Below are 16,305 nucleotides of genomic sequence, written 5' to 3'. Positions count from 1 at the left end.
GGCTCGGCACTACGCCACCCTGCTTCAGCCCGACCGGGCATGAAGCCCTGTAGAGCCGAGCCATGCTCGGCTGGGGCGTTACCGGAGATCTGCCCGATGCTGCAGAAAGCCCTGCCGAGCATGGCTCGGCACTACAAAAAAAAAGGGCCCACCAGCTTGCGCTGATGGGCCCGTCCGACTGTCTTCGACGCGCAGGGGAGAGAACCGCGTCGACCGGGATCAGCCGAACACTTCGATCAGGCAAATACCTTGAAGCGCGCTTCGTCTTCCATGAAGGTCTTTTCGCCGAACGGGGCTTCATTCGAGCCGAACGGCATCTGCGCGCGCAGCTGCCAGTTGCCATGCACGCCCCAGTGCTTGCGCACCACCTCGTCCACCAGTGGGTTGTAATGCTGCAGGCTGGCACCGACGCCAGCGTCGGCCAATGCGGTCCACACCGCGAACTGGGCCATGCCGTTGGACTGTTCGGCCCAGATCGGGAAATTGTCGGCGTACAGCGCGAACTGTTCCTGCAGGCCCTTCACCACATCGGTATCGACGAAGTACAACACCGTGCCGGCACCGGCAGCGAAGCTGTTGATCTTGCCTTCGGTGGCCGCAAATGCCTCAGCCGGCACGATCTTGCGCAGCTCTTCCTTGGTCAGCTCCCAGAACTTCTGGCTGTGGTCGCCGAACAGGATCAGCGCGCGCGAGGACTGGGCGTTGAAGGCCGACGGCGCCTGGCGCATCGCCTGCTTGATCAGCTGGGTGGTGTCGTCCTGGCTGATCGGCAGCTGCTTGCCGAGGGCATACTGGGACCGGCGCTTCTTGTACAGGGAGATGACTTGGCTGTTCATGATCGTTTCCTTGTGGGGAAAGCAGGCCCGCAACACCGCCGGCCTTTGCTTGATGGCGCCCATTTTATTTGCCATCAAAATTAGAACAATTACTTAAAAACCAATAATTCGTTTCATTTTCAGAACAAATGAACTTCCGGCCTTTCACCGTCCGAAGCAGGTGCCTGCACGTTCGCACCAAACCCTGATGCCCAGCGGGCGGATTCTCAGAACCAATGGCTATCAGCTGACGATGGCCGCAAACCCGCGCCATGCCGACATTGTCTACGGCACCGCAATGCTGGGTTCCGTCACGCATGCGCCGCGCTAACGATGGCTGGCGATACTGCGCGGATCACTGCACGACGCTGTTTCCATGACTCTCAACGACTTCCCCTACCTGCATGGCTTCTCGGCAAACGAACAGGAGCGGCTGCGCAAGCAGGCACGCCTGTTCGAACCGGCGATCTTCCACGACATCGATTTCCGCAATTCACGCCACATCCTCGAGGTCGGCAGCGGCGTAGGGGCGCAGAGCGAGATCCTGCTGCGCCGCTTCCCCGAGCTGCGGGTCACCGGCATCGACCTCAACGAGCGCCAGCTGGCTGCCGCCAACGCGCATCTGGCACAGATGCCATGGCTGCAGGAGCGCGTCGAGTTCCAGCGCGCCAATGCCAGCGACCTGCCGTTCGAACCGCGCAGCTTTGACGGCGCCTTCCTGTGCTGGGTGTTGGAGCACGTCCCCTCGCCCGCGCGCGCGCTGGCCGAAGTGCGGCGGGTGCTGAGCCCGGGCTCGCCGGTATTCGTCACCGAAGTGATGAACGCCTCGTTCCTGCTCGACCCCTACTCGCCCAACCTGTGGCGCTACTGGATGGCGTTCAACGACTTCCAGATCGACAGCGGTGGCGACCCGTTCGTCGGTGCCAAGCTCGGCAACCTGCTGCTGGCCGGTGGCTTCCGCGATGTGCAGACGCAGACCAAGACCGTGCACCTGGACAACCGCGAACCCGCACGGCGCAAGGTGATGTTCGCACTATGGGAAGAACTGCTGCTGTCAGCGGCCGAGCAACTGCTGGAAGCCGGCAAGGTCGATCAGGCCACGGTGGACGGCATGCGCGCCGAGTTCACCCAGGTGCAGAACGACCCCAATGCGGTGTTCTTCTATTCCTTCGTGCAGGCCCGCGCCACCGTCTACTGAGTTGCGGCGGCGCCGGTTGCCACCGGCGCCCGCCAGATGCGCTGCCACATCAGCGCCAAGCGCTGCTTCAGCACATCACGATTGCCGGCCTGCCGATAGGCCGGCATCAGCTGCCGTGGCGGCATCGCCTGCCACTGCCCCTCACGTTCGCTGGCAACGGCAAAGTTGAAGTTGTAATCCGGTTCCAGCCCCATGCGCAGATCGCTGAGCACCAGCTCGCCATCGACTACCTGGGCACGCATGAAGCCATGGTTGAACCAGTTCAGTCGCTGCACCGCAGGCACATCAGCCGCCTGCCGCAACGCCTGCACATTTGACGGGTAACCCTGGAACTGCATCGGCCCGTGGTCGGCCCATAGCGAACGGTCGCCGACCACATAGCCCTGCGGCGTCATCGCCACCACCCGCCACAGCAAGGTATTGAACGGCATCGGCACCGAGAAACGCGGCGCATCGGCCAGCCCCAACTGCGCCAGGGACTGCGCGGCAGCCCGGTCCACCTGCGCCTTGGCGATCAACGACCAGCCCAGATAGCCCGTGCTCAACACCAGCCCTGCCACCAGCGCGCGCTGTGCCAGTGGCCGCGCCCGCGCAAACCAGGCAATGACGCAGCCGATCAGCAGCCAGATCGTATACAGCGGATCAATGATGAAGACGCTGGACCACATCGTCGGTGGCGGCATCAGCGGCCACCACAGCTGCGTGCCGTAAACAGTGAAGGCATCCAGCAATGGATGCGTCACCAGCGCCAGCACCATCGCCCACCACCAGCGCATCGGCGCCTGGGCGACGCGGCCATGGCCGAAGCGCTTGTACAACCACCAGATCAAGGTGCCCAGCACGGGCAGCACGAACAGCGAATGGCTGAAGCTGCGGTGCACCGTCATCAGGCTCACCGGGTTGTCGGTGAAGGCCATGATCGCCAAGCCGTCCAGATCAGGCAGCGTGGCCAGCGCAGCACCGGCCAGCAAAGCGGCGCGACGATGGGCGGCGGGGGTGATGGCGGCGGCAAGGGCGCCACCGAGAACGATCTGACTGAGGGAATCCATGTCGCCGATGCTAGCAGCCAACGCTGCGCTCAGTGCCGCCGCCGGCCATGCAGCCGCCAAAGCACCAGGCTTCCGTACAGCAGCGCCAGCAACAACAGGTTCAGCAGCTCGCCAGCTATCTCGGGCAGGCGCGCACCCAACTGCTGGGTGCGGACGATGGCGTTGATGCCGGCGGTCGTCGGCAGCAGTTTGGCCAGCGCCACCAGCGCTGGCGGCGAGGCAATCGCCGGCCACGACAGGTTGGACAGGAAAAACAGCGGGATCGATACCGCGGTGACGTATTGGAAGGCCCGCTCGCGGGTATCGAAGAAACTGGCGATGAACATCCCGAACGGCACCGTCGCCAGCGCGAACAGCAGCACCGCCAACAACATTCCCGGGATATTGCCGCCGCGCGGATAGTCCTGCGCCCAAGCGGTGAAGCCGACGTAGTACAGCAGTCCGCATACCGCCACCACAGTGAACGCCAAGGCCATGCCCGACAAGGTCGGCAGGTCGAACTGCAATCGCCTGCCCAGCTGCGCGCGGCGACTGCCTAGCAGTACACCGATGCCGAGCAGCAGGGTCTGGTGCACGATCAATTCCGATACCCCGGGCACCACGCTGCTGCCATAGCCTTCGCGCGTGTTGTACAGCGGCCGCTGCACCAGTTGCAGCGGCGCTGCCTGCTGCGCGCCCATGAACGCCGCCTGGCGCACGGCCTGCTGGCGTCCAAAGCCGGTAATGCCTTCAGCCAGCCCATTGAGGATGGTGCTGGCCCGGCTCAGGTAGGCGCCGTTGCCCAGCAGCACCAGTTGCCCGCTGCCACCGCGCAGGATGTCACGCTCCAGCCGCTGCGGGATCAGCACGATGCCATCCACCTCGCCGCGCAACAGTTGCTGCCTGGCCTGACCAAGGTCCGCTGGCTGGCTGACCACCCGTACCGCGAGCAGTGCATCCACATGCCGGATCAGCTCGCGACTGGTGGCACTGTGGTCGGCATCCACCACCGCGATCGGCAGATCACTGGCAACCTGGTGGCGATAGGCCGCCGGGTAGAAGAACGAATACAGCAACACCGCGCCTATCATCACCGCGCGCGCAGCCGGGTCAGCGAACATCGCCTGCAAGGCGCTCCGGAAGCCAGCACCAAAACCGCTCATGCGCGCACCTGTTGCCGTGCGGTGCGCAGCAGCAGGCAGGCCCCCAAGCCACCGGCCACCACGGTCATCAACAGCAGTACCGCCAGCGGCCGTAGCGACACCTGCCACGGCGCACCCATGAACAACTGCTGCATCTGAACCTGCACGTAGGCGGTCAGCGGCAGCAACAGGTTCCAGACGCGGGTGAACAGCGGCGCCTCGATCACCGGAAAGGTGGCACCGGAAAACGCCAGCGCGGTACCAATCGTCAAACCCACCGCCGACAGCCCCGTGCAGATGTCGCGGGTCACCGCGACGAACAACAGTGCGAAACTGCAGCAGGCCAGGTAGAACAGCGGCTGCGCCAACAGCATCAGCCAAAGGCTGCCGGCCACGCCATCGCCCCGCACATAGGCCAGATAGACCATGCCCGCCGCGCCATACAGCGAAAACAGCGCGACATACGGAAACAGCTTGCCGGCCATCGTTGCCCACGGCCGTTGCTGCAACCAGCCGGCGAGCAGGCCATCGCGCTGCTCTCGTCCAAACGCGGCACCGGCCGCAAGTGCGGCCAGCAGGGACAGCATGGCAGGGAAGATCAGCGGCAGCAGGAACAATTCATAGCTGCGCGCCGGGTTGTACAGTACCGTCGCCTGCACCGTCACCGGTGGCCCTCGCAGTTTTGCCGGGCCAACCTGCAGCGCGATCTGCTCCTTGAGCATGCGTGCATTGTAGGCGCTCACCGCGTCGCCGATATCACGCCCGGCCGACTGCCCGGTCGCCATGTAGGTGGCGTTGTAGAAGGCGTAGACCGGCACGGTTTCGCCGCGCAGCGCACGCCGGCTCAGGTCGCGCGGTATCAGCACGATGGCAAACACCTGCAGCGCACGCAGCTGCGCCTGCGCCTGCTGCAACGAGGCCGGCTGGCTGGCTACCTGCACGCCGGGGCTGTCATCGATGGCGCGTGCCAGGCCGCGACTGGTCGGGCTGTGGTCGAGGTCAACCAGGGCGATCGGCACCTGCCGCAGCACCGAGCCGGAGAACAGCCACATCATCAGCGCCATCAGCAGCAGCGGCAGCACCGTCACCAGTGCCAGCTCCCAGCGGTCACTGCGCCAGTGCTGCAGCTCGCGCCGCAATGAGGCGGCGAAGGCGCCTGCCGATGTCAGTCCTGCGGCCATGCAAACAGCACGCTCATGCCCGGCCGGAATCCTTCGATTGCCTGTTGCGGCCGTGCCCGCACCTCGAAACTGCGCACGTCATAGCCGGACGACTGCCGCGTGCTGCGCCAGGTGGCGTAGTCACCGGCGGGGTTGATGAAATAGACCTCGAACGCAGCGCTGCGGTCCTGCAGCGCCGGAATCGTGCCCTGCAGGCGGGCGCCGGGCTTGAGCCCGTTCATCTGGTCCTCGCGCAGGTTCAGCGCCACCCACATATGGTCGATGTCGACCAGGGTGAAAACCGGATAGCCGGCCGGTACCAGCTCACCGATATCGGCCATGCGCTTGCCAACCTCGCCGGCCAGCGGCGCGCGGCCCTGGGTTTCCTGCCGGGCCGCATCGACCTCGGCCTTGGCACCCTCGGCCTGCCGCACCTGCGCCAGTGCCGCGTCCTTGTCCTGCACCCGCGCACCGGCAAGGGCAAGGTCGTACTGCGCGCGGGCAGCGCGGGTCAGCTCGTTGGCACTGCGCGCCTGCGCCTGTGCTTCGTCGCGCTTCTGCCGGCTCACCACGCCTTCGGCATAAAGATTGTCGAGCCGGCGGAAGGTGCTGGTCGCCAGCTCGGCACCGGCCTGCGCACGCTTCCAGTTGGCTTCGGCGGCGCGGATGTCCTCGCTGCGTGCGCCCTCCTCGGCCTTGGATGCCATCGCCGCAGCCGCAGCCACCACCGCGTCGGCCTGGCGTTCCTTGGCGGCGACCTCGGGGCTGTCGAGATCGAACAGCACCTGCCCTGCCTTGACCCGGTCGCCTTCGCGCACATGCAACTGCTGCAGGCGCGCGGTGACCTTGGCGGCGACGTTGACGTTGTCGGCATCGGCCATGCCCTGCACCTGGTCCGGCGGGCTGCGCAGGCCCAGCCACAGGCCGACCGCCACCAGCACCAGCAGCACCACACCGGCAATCAGGAACACGCGGCGTTGCCGCGGATTGGTCTCCACCTGCAGCGAATCGCTCATTCCAGCACCTTGTCCGCGCGTTGGCGGTAGTCGTCAAAACGTTGCAGCTGCCCGCTCACTTCCAGCAGCTGCGCCAGCGCCACGTCGAACTGATAGGCGGCCTGTGCACGCTCCACCTGTGCCGCACCCAGGCCCAGGCGTGCGTCGATCACATCCAGCGAGGTGGACTGGCCTTCGCGGAACGACAGCTCCTGCAGGCGCAGGTTTTCCAGCGCCTGGGCGATGCTGCTGTCGAGCAGCTGGAACTGCGCGCGGGCGGTCTCCAGCTCGTTCCAGGCTTTGCCGACACCGAGCTGCAACTGGTTTTCCACTTCGCTCAGCCCCGACTGCGCCTGCTCCAGCTGCGCGCGTGCCGCGCTGACCTGCAGCGGTCGTGCCGTCGGCGACAGGAAGGTGTAGCGCAGGCCGATGCCAAACGCCCAGTCGGCATCGGTCAACAACGCATCGCGACGGCGCAGGTCGTATTGGCCGAACAGATAGATCTGCGGCTTGAGCTTGGCCTGCTGCGCACGCACGCCCTGCTCGGCCTGCGCGGTGAGCGCGCGCAGACGGCCAACCTGTGGATGCCGCTGCTGGGCGCTGCGCTCGAACTCCTCACGCGCGCCGACCGGGCCGTTGATCACGAACAGCGGCGACGTCGTCGCAACCGTGCCACCACTGCGCAGCAGGGTCGCCAGCGCCTGCTGCAGCGTAGACAGATCGTTGACGGCCTTCTGGTACTCGCGCTCGGCCTTGTCGCGCGCGACATTGGCCTGCAAGCGCTGCGCCTTGGTGGCGAAACCCTCGCGTTCGAGCTTCTGCGCGTCCTCAAGGTGCCGCTGCAGGCCATCGCGCACGTCACGCCGCACCTGCAGCGCCTGCTCGGCCAACTGCTGGCCGAAATAGGCCTGCACCAGCTGCAGCGACAAGGACTGCCGCTGCAGTTCGCGATCGGCCTGGGCCAACTCGCTGGCGGCTTGTGCAGCCCCTTGCGCGGCCGGGATCAGGCCACCGCTGTACAAGGGCACGCTGGCAGTAACAATGGGACGCGTACGCCAGTCACGCTCGCCGAACTCCAGCGGCGACTCGATGCCGAATGCCTCGGCCACCGGTGCCAGTGAACCCAGTGGCAGGCTCAAGGTCTTCTGGAACTGCATGCGACGCACGTCGGCGGTGATTTCCGGCAGCCGCAGGTAGCGGCTGGCATCCTGCAGGTCGAGCTTGTTGCGCACCCCGGCATCGGCGGCGGCCAGCGCATCGGACACCTGCTCCAGGCGCTGACGCGCCTGCTCGTAGCTCAAGGCAGGCACCACCTCTGCCGCCGCTGCCGGCGGCGCCAGCAGCAACCACAGCACACACAACCCTATCGCGACCGATGCTGGTTGCTTGCCTGCCACCCCGATACTCCCTGCTCGTTGGCTGGACCCAGCATAGCCGCCCAACGGGTGAGGAAGAAGTCAGCCTTGCGATCAGGCCGCCTGCGCCTGCCGCAGGCTTCCCGGCAGACAGACCAGGCTGCGGCCGGAATGATCGAGCAGGCGCAGGCTGCCATCCGGGTCCTCGGCCAGCGCGGTCAGGCTTTCCACCCAGTCGCCGTCGTTGGCATAGACCAGGCCATCGCACTCGACCAGCGCCGCACGATGGATGTGGCCGCAGATGATGCCGTCCAGCCCGCGCCGGCGCACGTCGGCCAGCCCAGCCTGCACGAAGCGCTCGATATAGCGTTCGGCCGCGCCGCTTTGCCGCTTGAGGAATTCCGACAGCGACCAGTAGCGCAGGCCAAGCCGGCGCCGCGCGGCGTTGAACAGGCGGTTGCCGGTGAGGATGCGGTAATACAGCCAGTCACCGAAGCGTTCCTGCAGCCCACCGAAGTGGGTGGCGCCGTCGTAGTCATCACCATGCACGACCAACAGGCGCCGGCCATCGGCGGTGGTGTGGATGGCGCGGCGCCGCACCTGCATGGCCGGCAGCATCAAACCGCAGGTGCGCCGCAGTGGCGCATCGTGGTTGCCGGGGATGTAGATGATCTCGGTGCCGGCTCGACGCAGCGCGTGCAAGGCCTCGATCACCTCGTTGTGCGCCTGCTGCCAGGTTGCACGCTTATGGGAAAGCCACCATAGATCGACGATGTCGCCGACCAGATACAGGCGTTCGCAACGCAGGCTGGCGAGGAAGCGCGCCAGTTCCGCCGCATGGCAATGGCGCGCGCCCAGATGCGTGTCGGAGATGAACACAGCGCGCCGGTGCGGCGGCAGCACCGGCACCGCACTCATGCCACTGCTCCGGCATCACGCAGATAGCGTTTGCGTTTGTGCGGGCGGATGGCCTGCAGGTCCACCTCGATCAGGCCGTCGATGGAATCGCTGAAATCCGGATCCACGCCGAACGCAAGGAAACGTGCGCCACCGGGTTCGCACAGATCGGTGTACTGCCGGTACAAGGTCGGCACGTTGGTACCCAGCGTCGCCAGGTTGGCCTTGAGCACGTCGAAGGCGGCCTGCGCGTCCAGCTCGCCGAAACTCGGCGGCGCGGCGAAGTACTGGAACGGCCGGTTCGACTCGGCCAGGCTGCGGGCGGCGCCGTAGTACTGCTGGTAATAGGCGACCAGCTGTTCGCGCGCCTCGCGCGGCAACGCAGCGCTGATCGACACCGCGCCAAACAGATAGCGCACGCCCGGCTGACTGGCCAGATAGGCGCCGATGCCCTGCCACAGATAGTCCAGGCTACGGCTGCCCCAGTAGTCGGGCACCACGAAGCTGCGGCCCAGCTCCATGCCTTCGGCGATGCGCGGGATGGCATCGTCCGAGTAGCGGAACAGGCTGGCGGTATACAGGCCCTGCAGGCCAGTGCGCGCCAGGGCCGGTGCGCCGCGCATGACCCGGTAGGCACCGGCGATGCGCTGGGCGGGCGCGTCCCAGACCACGATGTGCTGGTAGAGCGGGTCGAAGTCATCCAGGTCCCGGCTGCGGCCTGTGCCCTCCCCCACTTGGCGGAAGGTCAGCTCACGCAGCCGGCCCAGCTCCAGCAGCAAGGGTGAGTTGGCGGCGCAGTGGGCCAGGCGGATCTGCTTGCCGTCGCCGGTCTGGCCGAGCAGCTCAGTCGTGTCGATGGCAGCGGCGACATCGGCCACCGCTACCGGCTCGGCCAGCGGCTGCGGGCCGTCCTCGCGCAACTCGGCGTTCTGCTGTTCCCTACCCAGCGCGTACAGCGCGTCGCGCACCGCCTGCAGCTGCCGCGCCGGGTCCTGTTGCGCGTCCAGCCGCATCAGCTGGCCGATCTGCAGGCGCAGCGGGCGCTTGCGGCGGGCAAACATCTCCCGTGCCAGCAAAGCGGTACCTGCAGGCTTGAACAGCGCCGAGGCGCCGTAGAACAGGGCCGAGTTACGCGCCTGCACCCGTACCGGCAGCACCGGTGCGTCGCAGGCGCGGGCGAAACGGACGAAGCCACGGTTCCAGCGGCCGTCGCGGATACCCTGCAGCGACAGCCGCGAGACCTCACCGGCCGGGAACACGATCACGCACTGCTCGGCCTGCAGCGCCTGCTCCACCGCCTGCAGGCTGGCCCGCTGGGCGCGGCCGCCGAGGATGCGAACGGGCAGCAGCAGCTCACGCAACGGCTCCAGCTCCAGCAGCATGTCGTTGGCGATGATCCGCACGTCGCTGCGGACCCGGCCCACCGCGTCCAGCAAGGCCAGCGCATCCAGCGCCCCGGATGGGTGGTTGGCGACGATCAGCAGGCGGCCGCTGGCCGGAATCCGGGCCAGCGCCGCCGCATCCACCGCATAACCGGTGTCCAGGAAGCCCAGCGCGGCAGTGACGAAGGCGAAGCCCTGCAACCCGGCACTGCGCTGCAGGAAGGCGTCCATCTGCTCGAAACGTGACCAGCGTCCCACTGTGCGCAGTAACGGCTTCGCCAAGTGGCGGCGCGGGCCGTGGAACCAATCGGGGTAGCGTTGCTGCAGGCGCTGCGCGATCTGTTGCATGGCAAGGTCTCCCTGACGGCCCATTGGCCGGGAGCCTGCGCCCGCTACAAGGCAGGCCGGTTGCGGATTTGCGGCAATTTGGTGACCCCGGCTTAACCGTATGGCAACAGCCGTATCGGCACTATTCCGTCAAGGGGCCGAGCGTGTATCATTCGCGCCCATCTTTCCATCCGAATCAAGGGATATATAGCCCGATGTCCAGCTACCTGTTCACCTCCGAATCGGTCTCCGAAGGCCATCCGGACAAGATTGCCGACCAGATCTCCGATGCGGTGCTGGACGCGATCCTGGCCCAGGACAAGCGCGCCCGCGTGGCCTGCGAAACCCTGGTCAAGACCGGTGCGGCGATTGTCGCCGGTGAAGTGACCACCTCGGCGTGGGTCGATATCGAAGAACTGACCCGCAACGTCATCAACGAGATCGGCTACGACAACTCCAACGTCGGCTTCGACGGCCACACCTGCGCCATCATCAACATGCTGGGCAAGCAGTCGCCGGACATCGCTGCCGGCGTTGATGGCACCAACAAGAAGGCAAAGAAGCCGGAAGAACAGGGCGCTGGCGACCAGGGCCTGATGTTCGGCTATGCCTGCAATGAAGCCCCGGAATACATGCCGGCGCCGATCTACTACTCGCACCGTCTGGTCGAGCAGCAGGCCAAGGTCCGCAAGAAGAAGAACTCGCCGCTGCCGTGGCTGCGCCCGGACGCCAAGAGCCAGGTGACCCTGCGTTACGGCCAGGACGGCAAGATCGAAGGCCTGGACGCAGTGGTGCTGTCGACCCAGCACGACCCGGGCGTGAAGCAGAAGGACCTGATCGAGGCCGTGCGCGAGCACATCCTCAAGCCGGTGCTGCCGAAGGCATGGCTGGACAAGCTGCCGAAGAACAAGGTGCACATCAACCCGACCGGCATCTTCGTGATCGGCGGCCCGGTGGGCGATTGCGGCCTGACCGGTCGCAAGATCATCGTCGACACCTACGGCGGCATGGCCCGTCACGGTGGTGGCGCGTTCTCGGGCAAGGATCCGTCCAAGGTTGACCGTTCGGCCGCTTACGCTGCCCGTTACGTCGCCAAGAACGTGGTTGCCGCAGGCCTGGCCGACAAGTGCGAAGTGCAGGTCTCCTACGCCATCGGCGTGGCCGAGCCGACCTCGATCTCGGTCACCACCTTCGGCACCGGCAAGATCCCGGACGCACAGATCGAGAAGCTGATCCGTGCGCACTTCGACCTGCGCCCGTACGGCATCATCAAGATGCTGGACCTGATCCACCCGATGTACCAGCAGACCGCTGCTTACGGCCACTTCGGCCGCAAGCCGAAGGAATTCTCGTACGTCGACGGCGACGGCAAGACCCAGAACGCCACCGCGTTCTCGTGGGAGCAGACCGATCGCGCCGAAGCCCTGCGCAAGGCTGCAAAGCTGAAGTAAGTTCAGCGGCAGGTAAAAGCATCACCCGGCCGGGCCGCGCAAGCGGCCCGTCCGTTTTTGCATCTGCGCCCTTGCCAAGCCACCGCGCATCCGCTCACGATGGCGCCGCATACACAGGGAGCGTTGGCATGTTTTCGGCAATCATCGGCAATCTGTTCAAGGACAAGCCCGACCAGGATCGGTTTGCCCGCAAGTTCATGGAGGCAGTGCGCCGCAACGGCTATGCGCATGAACTGGAATACGAGGCGGACGCCTTCCGCATCCGCCACGCCAATGGCTCCTACTTCAACCTGCACAACGCCTATCACGCCTACCTGGGCGCACCCCGAGGGCAACAGCGCGAGGCGCTGCAATCCTTCAGCCGCTTGCTCGGCATCCACGACAACGATGAGGCGATGGACTGGGAGCAGATCCGGCCGTTGCTGCGCCCGCTGGTCCGCAGCATCACCCAGCTTGAGGAGGTGATGCTCCACCATGCCGAGCAGGAGGGCTGGGACGCTTCACCGTTGCGTCTGCAGTACCGGCGCCTCAGCGAGGAGTGCGTCGAACTGCTGGCGGTCGACCACCCCGACCACACCGCCACGCTCACCCGTGGTCCGGAGGAGGCATGGGGAATCGACTTCGAGCAGGCCCTGGCCATCGCCCGCACCAATCTGCGGCAAAGCCCTGATGTGCCCTTCGTCGAAGTCATGCCCGGCGTCTATCAGGCGGCGTGGGCTGATGCCTATGACAGCAGCCGTGCGCTGCTGCCCGACCTCCTGCACCGGGTGCCGGTCGCTGGCTTGCCCGTGTTCATGCTGGCCAGCCGCGACGTACTGCTGGTCGCCGGTGAAGGCGACCTGCAGGGGCAGGCGCATATGCTGGAACTGGCTGCCATTGCATTCAACGACGGCCGCGTAATTTCATGGGAAGTGCTGCGCTACGACGAAGGACGGCTGCATGCACACACGCTGGCCACTGCCGAGCTGCGTGAGCGACAACGGCTGCTGCAGCTGGAGTTGAACGCCAATAACTATGCACAGCAGAAGCAGTCGCTGGACCGTGTGCATGAGAAGCATGCAGAGGATGTATTCGTCGCCAATTTCATGATTCATACCGAAGAACAGCGCTCGCTATGCGTCTGGACGGATGGCGTCGCCAGTTCACTCCCCCGCACCGACCGCATCGTGCTGATGACGCCTGTCGACGGTCAGGAGTCCGAGATGCTGGTCGTTGATTGGGAACAGGCCCAGCCTGTTCTTGGCCACCTGTTGCGCGAGGACAGCCGGCACATCTACCCACCGCGCTACCTCACGCTTGGGTTTCCGGATGCACAGCTGCGCGCGCAGTTGCAGGCGCTCTGATTCCTCGCCCAGACCCATCGTTTTGCACCCGTAGCGCTTGAGCAATGCAGGCTGCCTGCGAAGGTGGCGACTTTTGTTGACTTCGGATTGGGGCTTTGGCTTTGGCTTTGGCTTTGGCTTTGGCTTTGGCTTTGGCTTTGGCTTTGGCTTTGGCTTTGGGCTCTAGCCTCGCGCCTTGAGGTTGGCCATAGCACCGCTTTTGCGTTGGCCCCTCTCCCGCTTGCGGGGTGAGAGGCGCAGCTTGCGAACCACTGGTTCGCTGCTCATCGAACACCCTGGCGCCAGCGCAAGGGCCGGGCGCGGAACGGGGGTCGGGATGAGGGCAGCTCTTGCGATGGATTCTGTTTTGGTTTTGGAAAAGACAAGGGCAAAAGTCTAAAGAGCCCCCTCATCCGCCCTCCGGGCACCTTCTCCCGCAAGCGGGAGAAGAAACAACCAAAAGCAGGAGCCAAAGCGAGAGCCACAGCCACAGCCACAGCACAGCCAGAGCCAGAGCCAGAGCCAGAGCCAGAGCTTGAATCAAAGCCAAAGCCGAAACTAGAGTCAAAGCCCAAAGCCCAAAGCCCAAAGCAAGGAGCAAGGAGCAAGGAGCAAGGAGCAAGGAGCAAGATTAGGGGCTAACGCCAGGCCTGAAGCCAACACTTGGAAGACAGCTAAAACCTGCAACCACTACCAGGCGCTCAAACACAGTCAGAGCCGGAATCGGCATCTGGAAGGCCACCACCTGGGTTCAACAGAAAACCTGCTGCCTCCGCTTCCACCTGTTCGTCGCAGCCGACCTCTCGATCCCGCCCCCTCGCCCCACCCTGTCCGCCATCACAGCCAATGCACTACCATCCGCGCATGGGGAAAAATGACCGCAGACCAATCGCCGCCCGTTCCACCGGCTGGGCTCAACGCCTGAGCGCCGCGCTGGCACGCTCTTCCATCACACCGAATCAGATCTCGGTGCTCAGCATCTTCTTCGCCGCCATCGCGGCGGTTGGCCTGCTGGCAGCACCCAATCTGCTTGGCCTGCTCACCTGTGCCATCTGCATCCAGCTACGCCTGATCTGCAACCTGCTCGACGGCATGGTGGCGATGGAGGGTGGCAAGAAAACCGCCACCGGTGCCCTGTACAACGAGTACCCCGACCGCATCGCCGACTCGCTGTTGATCGTCGCTCTGGGCTATGCCGCCGGCATGCCGTGGCTGGGCTGGCTGGGCGCCCTGCTCGCCGCACTCACCGCCTATGTGCGCCTGTCCGGCGCCAGCCTCGGCCTGCCGCAGGATTTCCGTGGCCCTATGGCCAAGCAGCACCGCATGGCGGTGCTTACCATTGCCTGCGTACTGGCCATCATCGAACAACTGGTTGGCAATACTGCCTACGTTCTGCCTACAGCCGCCATCGTCATCGCCGCCGGCTCGCTGCTCACCTGTATTACCCGCACCCGCGCCATCGCCGCGCAATTGAAGGCAAGTGCCTGATGCTATCCAGCCTGCTGGTCGCCGCCGTCAAGGTCTTCATTGGCGCCTACCCGCGTTGGGTAGGCAGCCGCCCCACCGACACCCAGCGCATCTACTTCGCCAACCACGCCAGCCATCTGGATACCGTGGCACTGTGGTCGGCATTGCCGCCGGCACTGCGCGAGCGTACCCGGCCAGTGGCTGCACGCGACTACTGGAGCAAGGGCGTACGCAAGGTCATCGCCGACAAGGGCTTCAATGCGGTATTGATCGAGCGCGACCGCAGCAAGTGCGTTGGCGATCCGCTGCAACCGCTGCATGACGCACTGGATGCCGGCGATTCGCTGATCCTGTTCCCGGAAGGCACCCGCAACCACGAGCCGCTGCCGCAGCCGTTCAAGGCCGGGCTGTTCCACCTGGCACAGCACTATCCGCATGTGGAACTGGTGCCGGTGTATCTGGACAACGCACGCCGCGCCCTGCCCAAGGGCAGCCTGGTGCCGGTACCGCTGGTGTGCACGGCGCGCTTTGGTGCGCCACTCAACCGCATCGCCGATGAGGACAAGGCGCAGTTCCTGGAACGCGCCCGCAACGCCGTGGTGGAGCTGGCATGAACAACGTCTTCCAACAGCTGCCGCTGGGCAGTTTCCTGCAGCAGGCCATCGACCGCGCACCGCCCAGCTTCTGGTGGATGATCGGTGGCGTGTTCGGCGTGCTGATACTCGCCAGCGCGATCGGCTTCATCCTCGGCCGGATCAAACCCGGCTCGGTGGTCGACAACCTCAACGCGCGCATCCGCGCCTGGTGGGTGATGGCCGCGGTGCTGCTGTTCTGCTTCGTACTCGGCAAGATCGCGACGCTGGTGTTCTTTGGCCTGCTGTCGTTCTTTGCGCTGCGTGAATTCATCTCGCTGACGCCCACCCGCCGCGGCGATCACCTGGCGCTGTGCCTGTGCTTCTATATCGCCATCCCGCTGCAGTACTGGCTGATCGGCATCGACTGGTACGGCCTGTTCGTGATGTGCATCCCGGTGTACGGCTTCCTCGCCTTGCCGGCGGTATCGGCGCTGTCCGGTGACACCGAGAACTTCCTGGAGCGCAACACGAAGATCCAGTGGGGCGTGATGCTCACCGTGTTCTGCCTGAGCCATGCGCCAGCGCTGATGCTGTTGCGCATCCCCGGCTACGAAGGGCAGAACCTGATGCTGCTGTTCTACCTGCTGCTGGTGGTACAGCTCAGCGACGTGCTGCAGTACGTGTTCGGCAAGCTGTTCGGCAAACACCTGCTGGCGCCGCTGGTCAGCCCGTCGAAGACGGTGGAAGGCCTGGTCGGCGGTGGCTTGGCCGCAACCGGCGTGGGCGCGGCGCTGTGGTGGATCACCCCGTTCTCGCCATTGCAGTCGGCGGCACTGTCGCTGCTGATCGTGATCTGCGGCTTCCTGGGCGGGCTGGCGCTGTCGGCAGTGAAGCGCAGCCTGGGGGCCAAGGACTGGGGCGAGATGATCGAAGGCCACGGCGGCATCCTCGACCGGTTGGATTCGGTGGTGTTCTCCGCGCCGGTGTTCTTCCACGTGGTGCGCTACAACTTCCAGTAAGGCTCCCACCTGTAGTGCCGAGCCATGCTCGGCAGAGGCATTCCCGGTAGAGCCCTATGCCGAGCATGGCTCGGCACTACAAAACCCTGCCTCCCGTAGTCGCGGCCGGGGCGGGGCGCGGTCCCGGCGGGGGACCGCCGCCTGCCCCGCGGCGGGGCTCATAGCACACGCA

At 65.4% G+C, this 16,305-nt stretch carries 14 protein-coding genes; 6 read left to right on the top strand and 8 right to left on the bottom strand.

Going from position 1 to position 16,305, the window contains the following annotated elements; translation table 11 throughout:
- Window positions 1–236: 236 nt before the first annotated feature.
- Entirely contained in the window at window positions 237–836 is a 600-nt protein-coding gene (locus tag AC1VXC_RS16300; RefSeq protein WP_313173421.1) for a nitroreductase family protein, read from the bottom strand.
- Between the two features lie 355 nt (window positions 837–1,191).
- Between AC1VXC_RS16300 and AC1VXC_RS16295 the strand changes: the two genes are divergently transcribed.
- The gene (locus AC1VXC_RS16295; protein WP_313173420.1) at window positions 1,192–2,013 is read left to right on the top strand and encodes a methyltransferase domain-containing protein; all 822 of its coding nucleotides are present in this window, start codon (window positions 1,192–1,194) and stop codon (window positions 2,011–2,013) included.
- On the opposite strand, the gene AC1VXC_RS16290 is transcribed toward AC1VXC_RS16295, so the two are convergent.
- From AC1VXC_RS16290 to olsF, 7 genes are all read right to left on the bottom strand, one after another.
- Window positions 2,007–3,062, bottom strand: coding sequence for a metal-dependent hydrolase (locus AC1VXC_RS16290; protein WP_313494755.1), 1,056 nt, complete (start codon window positions 3,060–3,062; stop codon window positions 2,007–2,009). The genes AC1VXC_RS16295 and AC1VXC_RS16290 overlap by 7 nt on opposite strands.
- Before the next feature lie 29 nt (window positions 3,063–3,091).
- Window positions 3,092–4,204, bottom strand: coding sequence for an ABC transporter permease (locus AC1VXC_RS16285; RefSeq protein WP_481539746.1), 1,113 nt, complete (start codon window positions 4,202–4,204; stop codon window positions 3,092–3,094).
- Window positions 4,201–5,364 carry an ABC transporter permease gene (locus tag AC1VXC_RS16280; protein WP_481539745.1) on the bottom strand — a complete coding sequence of 388 codons (1,164 nt, stop codon included), beginning with the start codon at window positions 5,362–5,364 and terminating at the stop codon, window positions 4,201–4,203. Before AC1VXC_RS16280 ends, AC1VXC_RS16285 begins: the two co-directional genes overlap by 4 nt.
- Entirely contained in the window at window positions 5,349–6,359 is a 1,011-nt protein-coding gene (locus AC1VXC_RS16275; RefSeq protein WP_313173417.1) for an HlyD family secretion protein, read from the bottom strand. Before AC1VXC_RS16275 ends, AC1VXC_RS16280 begins: the two co-directional genes overlap by 16 nt.
- Complete coding sequence (locus AC1VXC_RS16270) at window positions 6,356–7,741, bottom strand: TolC family protein (RefSeq protein WP_482995070.1); 1,386 nt, start codon at window positions 7,739–7,741, stop codon at window positions 6,356–6,358. The genes AC1VXC_RS16275 and AC1VXC_RS16270 overlap by 4 nt, the downstream gene beginning before the upstream one ends.
- Window positions 7,742–7,807: 66 nt before the next feature.
- Window positions 7,808–8,611 (bottom strand): UDP-2,3-diacylglucosamine diphosphatase, encoded by an 804-nt coding sequence (locus AC1VXC_RS16265; RefSeq protein ID WP_313173416.1) that lies wholly within the window; start codon window positions 8,609–8,611, stop codon window positions 7,808–7,810.
- A complete protein-coding gene (olsF, locus tag AC1VXC_RS16260; protein ID WP_313173415.1) occupies window positions 8,608–10,320 on the bottom strand; it encodes a bifunctional ornithine lipid synthase OlsF in 1,713 nt (570 codons plus the stop codon). The genes AC1VXC_RS16265 and olsF overlap by 4 nt, the downstream gene beginning before the upstream one ends.
- A gap of 194 nt (window positions 10,321–10,514) precedes the next feature.
- On the opposite strand from olsF, the gene metK reads away from it, so the two are divergent.
- From metK to AC1VXC_RS16235, 5 genes are all read left to right on the top strand, one after another.
- Window positions 10,515–11,750, top strand: a complete 1,236-nt coding sequence (gene metK / locus AC1VXC_RS16255) for a methionine adenosyltransferase (RefSeq protein ID WP_293715206.1) — start codon at window positions 10,515–10,517, stop codon at window positions 11,748–11,750.
- 128 nt (window positions 11,751–11,878) lie between these two features.
- The gene (locus AC1VXC_RS16250) at window positions 11,879–13,093 is read left to right on the top strand and encodes a DUF1444 domain-containing protein (protein WP_481539870.1); all 1,215 of its coding nucleotides are present in this window, start codon (window positions 11,879–11,881) and stop codon (window positions 13,091–13,093) included.
- An 843-nt stretch (window positions 13,094–13,936) separates the two neighbouring features.
- On the top strand, window positions 13,937–14,560 hold the full coding sequence (locus AC1VXC_RS16245; RefSeq protein WP_313173413.1) for a CDP-alcohol phosphatidyltransferase family protein: 624 nt from the start codon (window positions 13,937–13,939) through the stop codon (window positions 14,558–14,560).
- Window positions 14,560–15,153 (top strand): lysophospholipid acyltransferase family protein, encoded by a 594-nt coding sequence (locus tag AC1VXC_RS16240; RefSeq protein WP_313173412.1) that lies wholly within the window; start codon window positions 14,560–14,562, stop codon window positions 15,151–15,153. The genes AC1VXC_RS16245 and AC1VXC_RS16240 overlap by 1 nt, the downstream gene beginning before the upstream one ends.
- Before the next feature lie 77 nt (window positions 15,154–15,230).
- The gene (locus AC1VXC_RS16235) at window positions 15,231–16,133 is read left to right on the top strand and encodes a phosphatidate cytidylyltransferase (protein WP_312367477.1); all 903 of its coding nucleotides are present in this window, start codon (window positions 15,231–15,233) and stop codon (window positions 16,131–16,133) included.
- Window positions 16,134–16,305: the final 172 nt, after the last annotated feature.

It is taken from the genome of Stenotrophomonas sp. STEN033 (genome assembly GCF_056856655.1).
The sequence above is the reverse complement of the archived record's forward strand: the minus strand, read 5'-3'. Positions and strand labels throughout refer to the sequence as shown.

What these genes read in the sequence shown, in the direction of transcription:
- AC1VXC_RS16300 (WP_313173421.1), bottom strand. Translation starts at nt 836, where the DNA reads ATGAACAGCCAAGTCATCTCCCTGTACAAGAAGCGCCGGTCCCAGTAT.
- AC1VXC_RS16295 (WP_313173420.1), top strand. Translation starts at nt 1,192, where the DNA reads ATGACTCTCAACGACTTCCCCTACCTGCATGGCTTCTCGGCAAACGAA.
- AC1VXC_RS16290 (WP_313494755.1), bottom strand. Translation starts at nt 3,062, where the DNA reads ATGGATTCCCTCAGTCAGATCGTTCTCGGTGGCGCCCTTGCCGCCGCC.
- AC1VXC_RS16285 (WP_481539746.1), bottom strand. Translation starts at nt 4,204, where the DNA reads ATGAGCGGTTTTGGTGCTGGCTTCCGGAGCGCCTTGCAGGCGATGTTC.
- AC1VXC_RS16280 (WP_481539745.1), bottom strand. Translation starts at nt 5,364, where the DNA reads ATGGCCGCAGGACTGACATCGGCAGGCGCCTTCGCCGCCTCATTGCGG.
- AC1VXC_RS16275 (WP_313173417.1), bottom strand. Translation starts at nt 6,359, where the DNA reads ATGAGCGATTCGCTGCAGGTGGAGACCAATCCGCGGCAACGCCGCGTG.
- AC1VXC_RS16265 (WP_313173416.1), bottom strand. Translation starts at nt 8,611, where the DNA reads ATGAGTGCGGTGCCGGTGCTGCCGCCGCACCGGCGCGCTGTGTTCATC.
- olsF (WP_313173415.1), bottom strand. Translation starts at nt 10,320, where the DNA reads ATGCAACAGATCGCGCAGCGCCTGCAGCAACGCTACCCCGATTGGTTC.
- metK (WP_293715206.1), top strand. Translation starts at nt 10,515, where the DNA reads ATGTCCAGCTACCTGTTCACCTCCGAATCGGTCTCCGAAGGCCATCCG.
- AC1VXC_RS16250 (WP_481539870.1), top strand. Translation starts at nt 11,879, where the DNA reads ATGTTTTCGGCAATCATCGGCAATCTGTTCAAGGACAAGCCCGACCAG.
- AC1VXC_RS16245 (WP_313173413.1), top strand. Translation starts at nt 13,937, where the DNA reads ATGGGGAAAAATGACCGCAGACCAATCGCCGCCCGTTCCACCGGCTGG.
- AC1VXC_RS16240 (WP_313173412.1), top strand. Translation starts at nt 14,560, where the DNA reads ATGCTATCCAGCCTGCTGGTCGCCGCCGTCAAGGTCTTCATTGGCGCC.
- AC1VXC_RS16235 (WP_312367477.1), top strand. Translation starts at nt 15,231, where the DNA reads ATGATCGGTGGCGTGTTCGGCGTGCTGATACTCGCCAGCGCGATCGGC.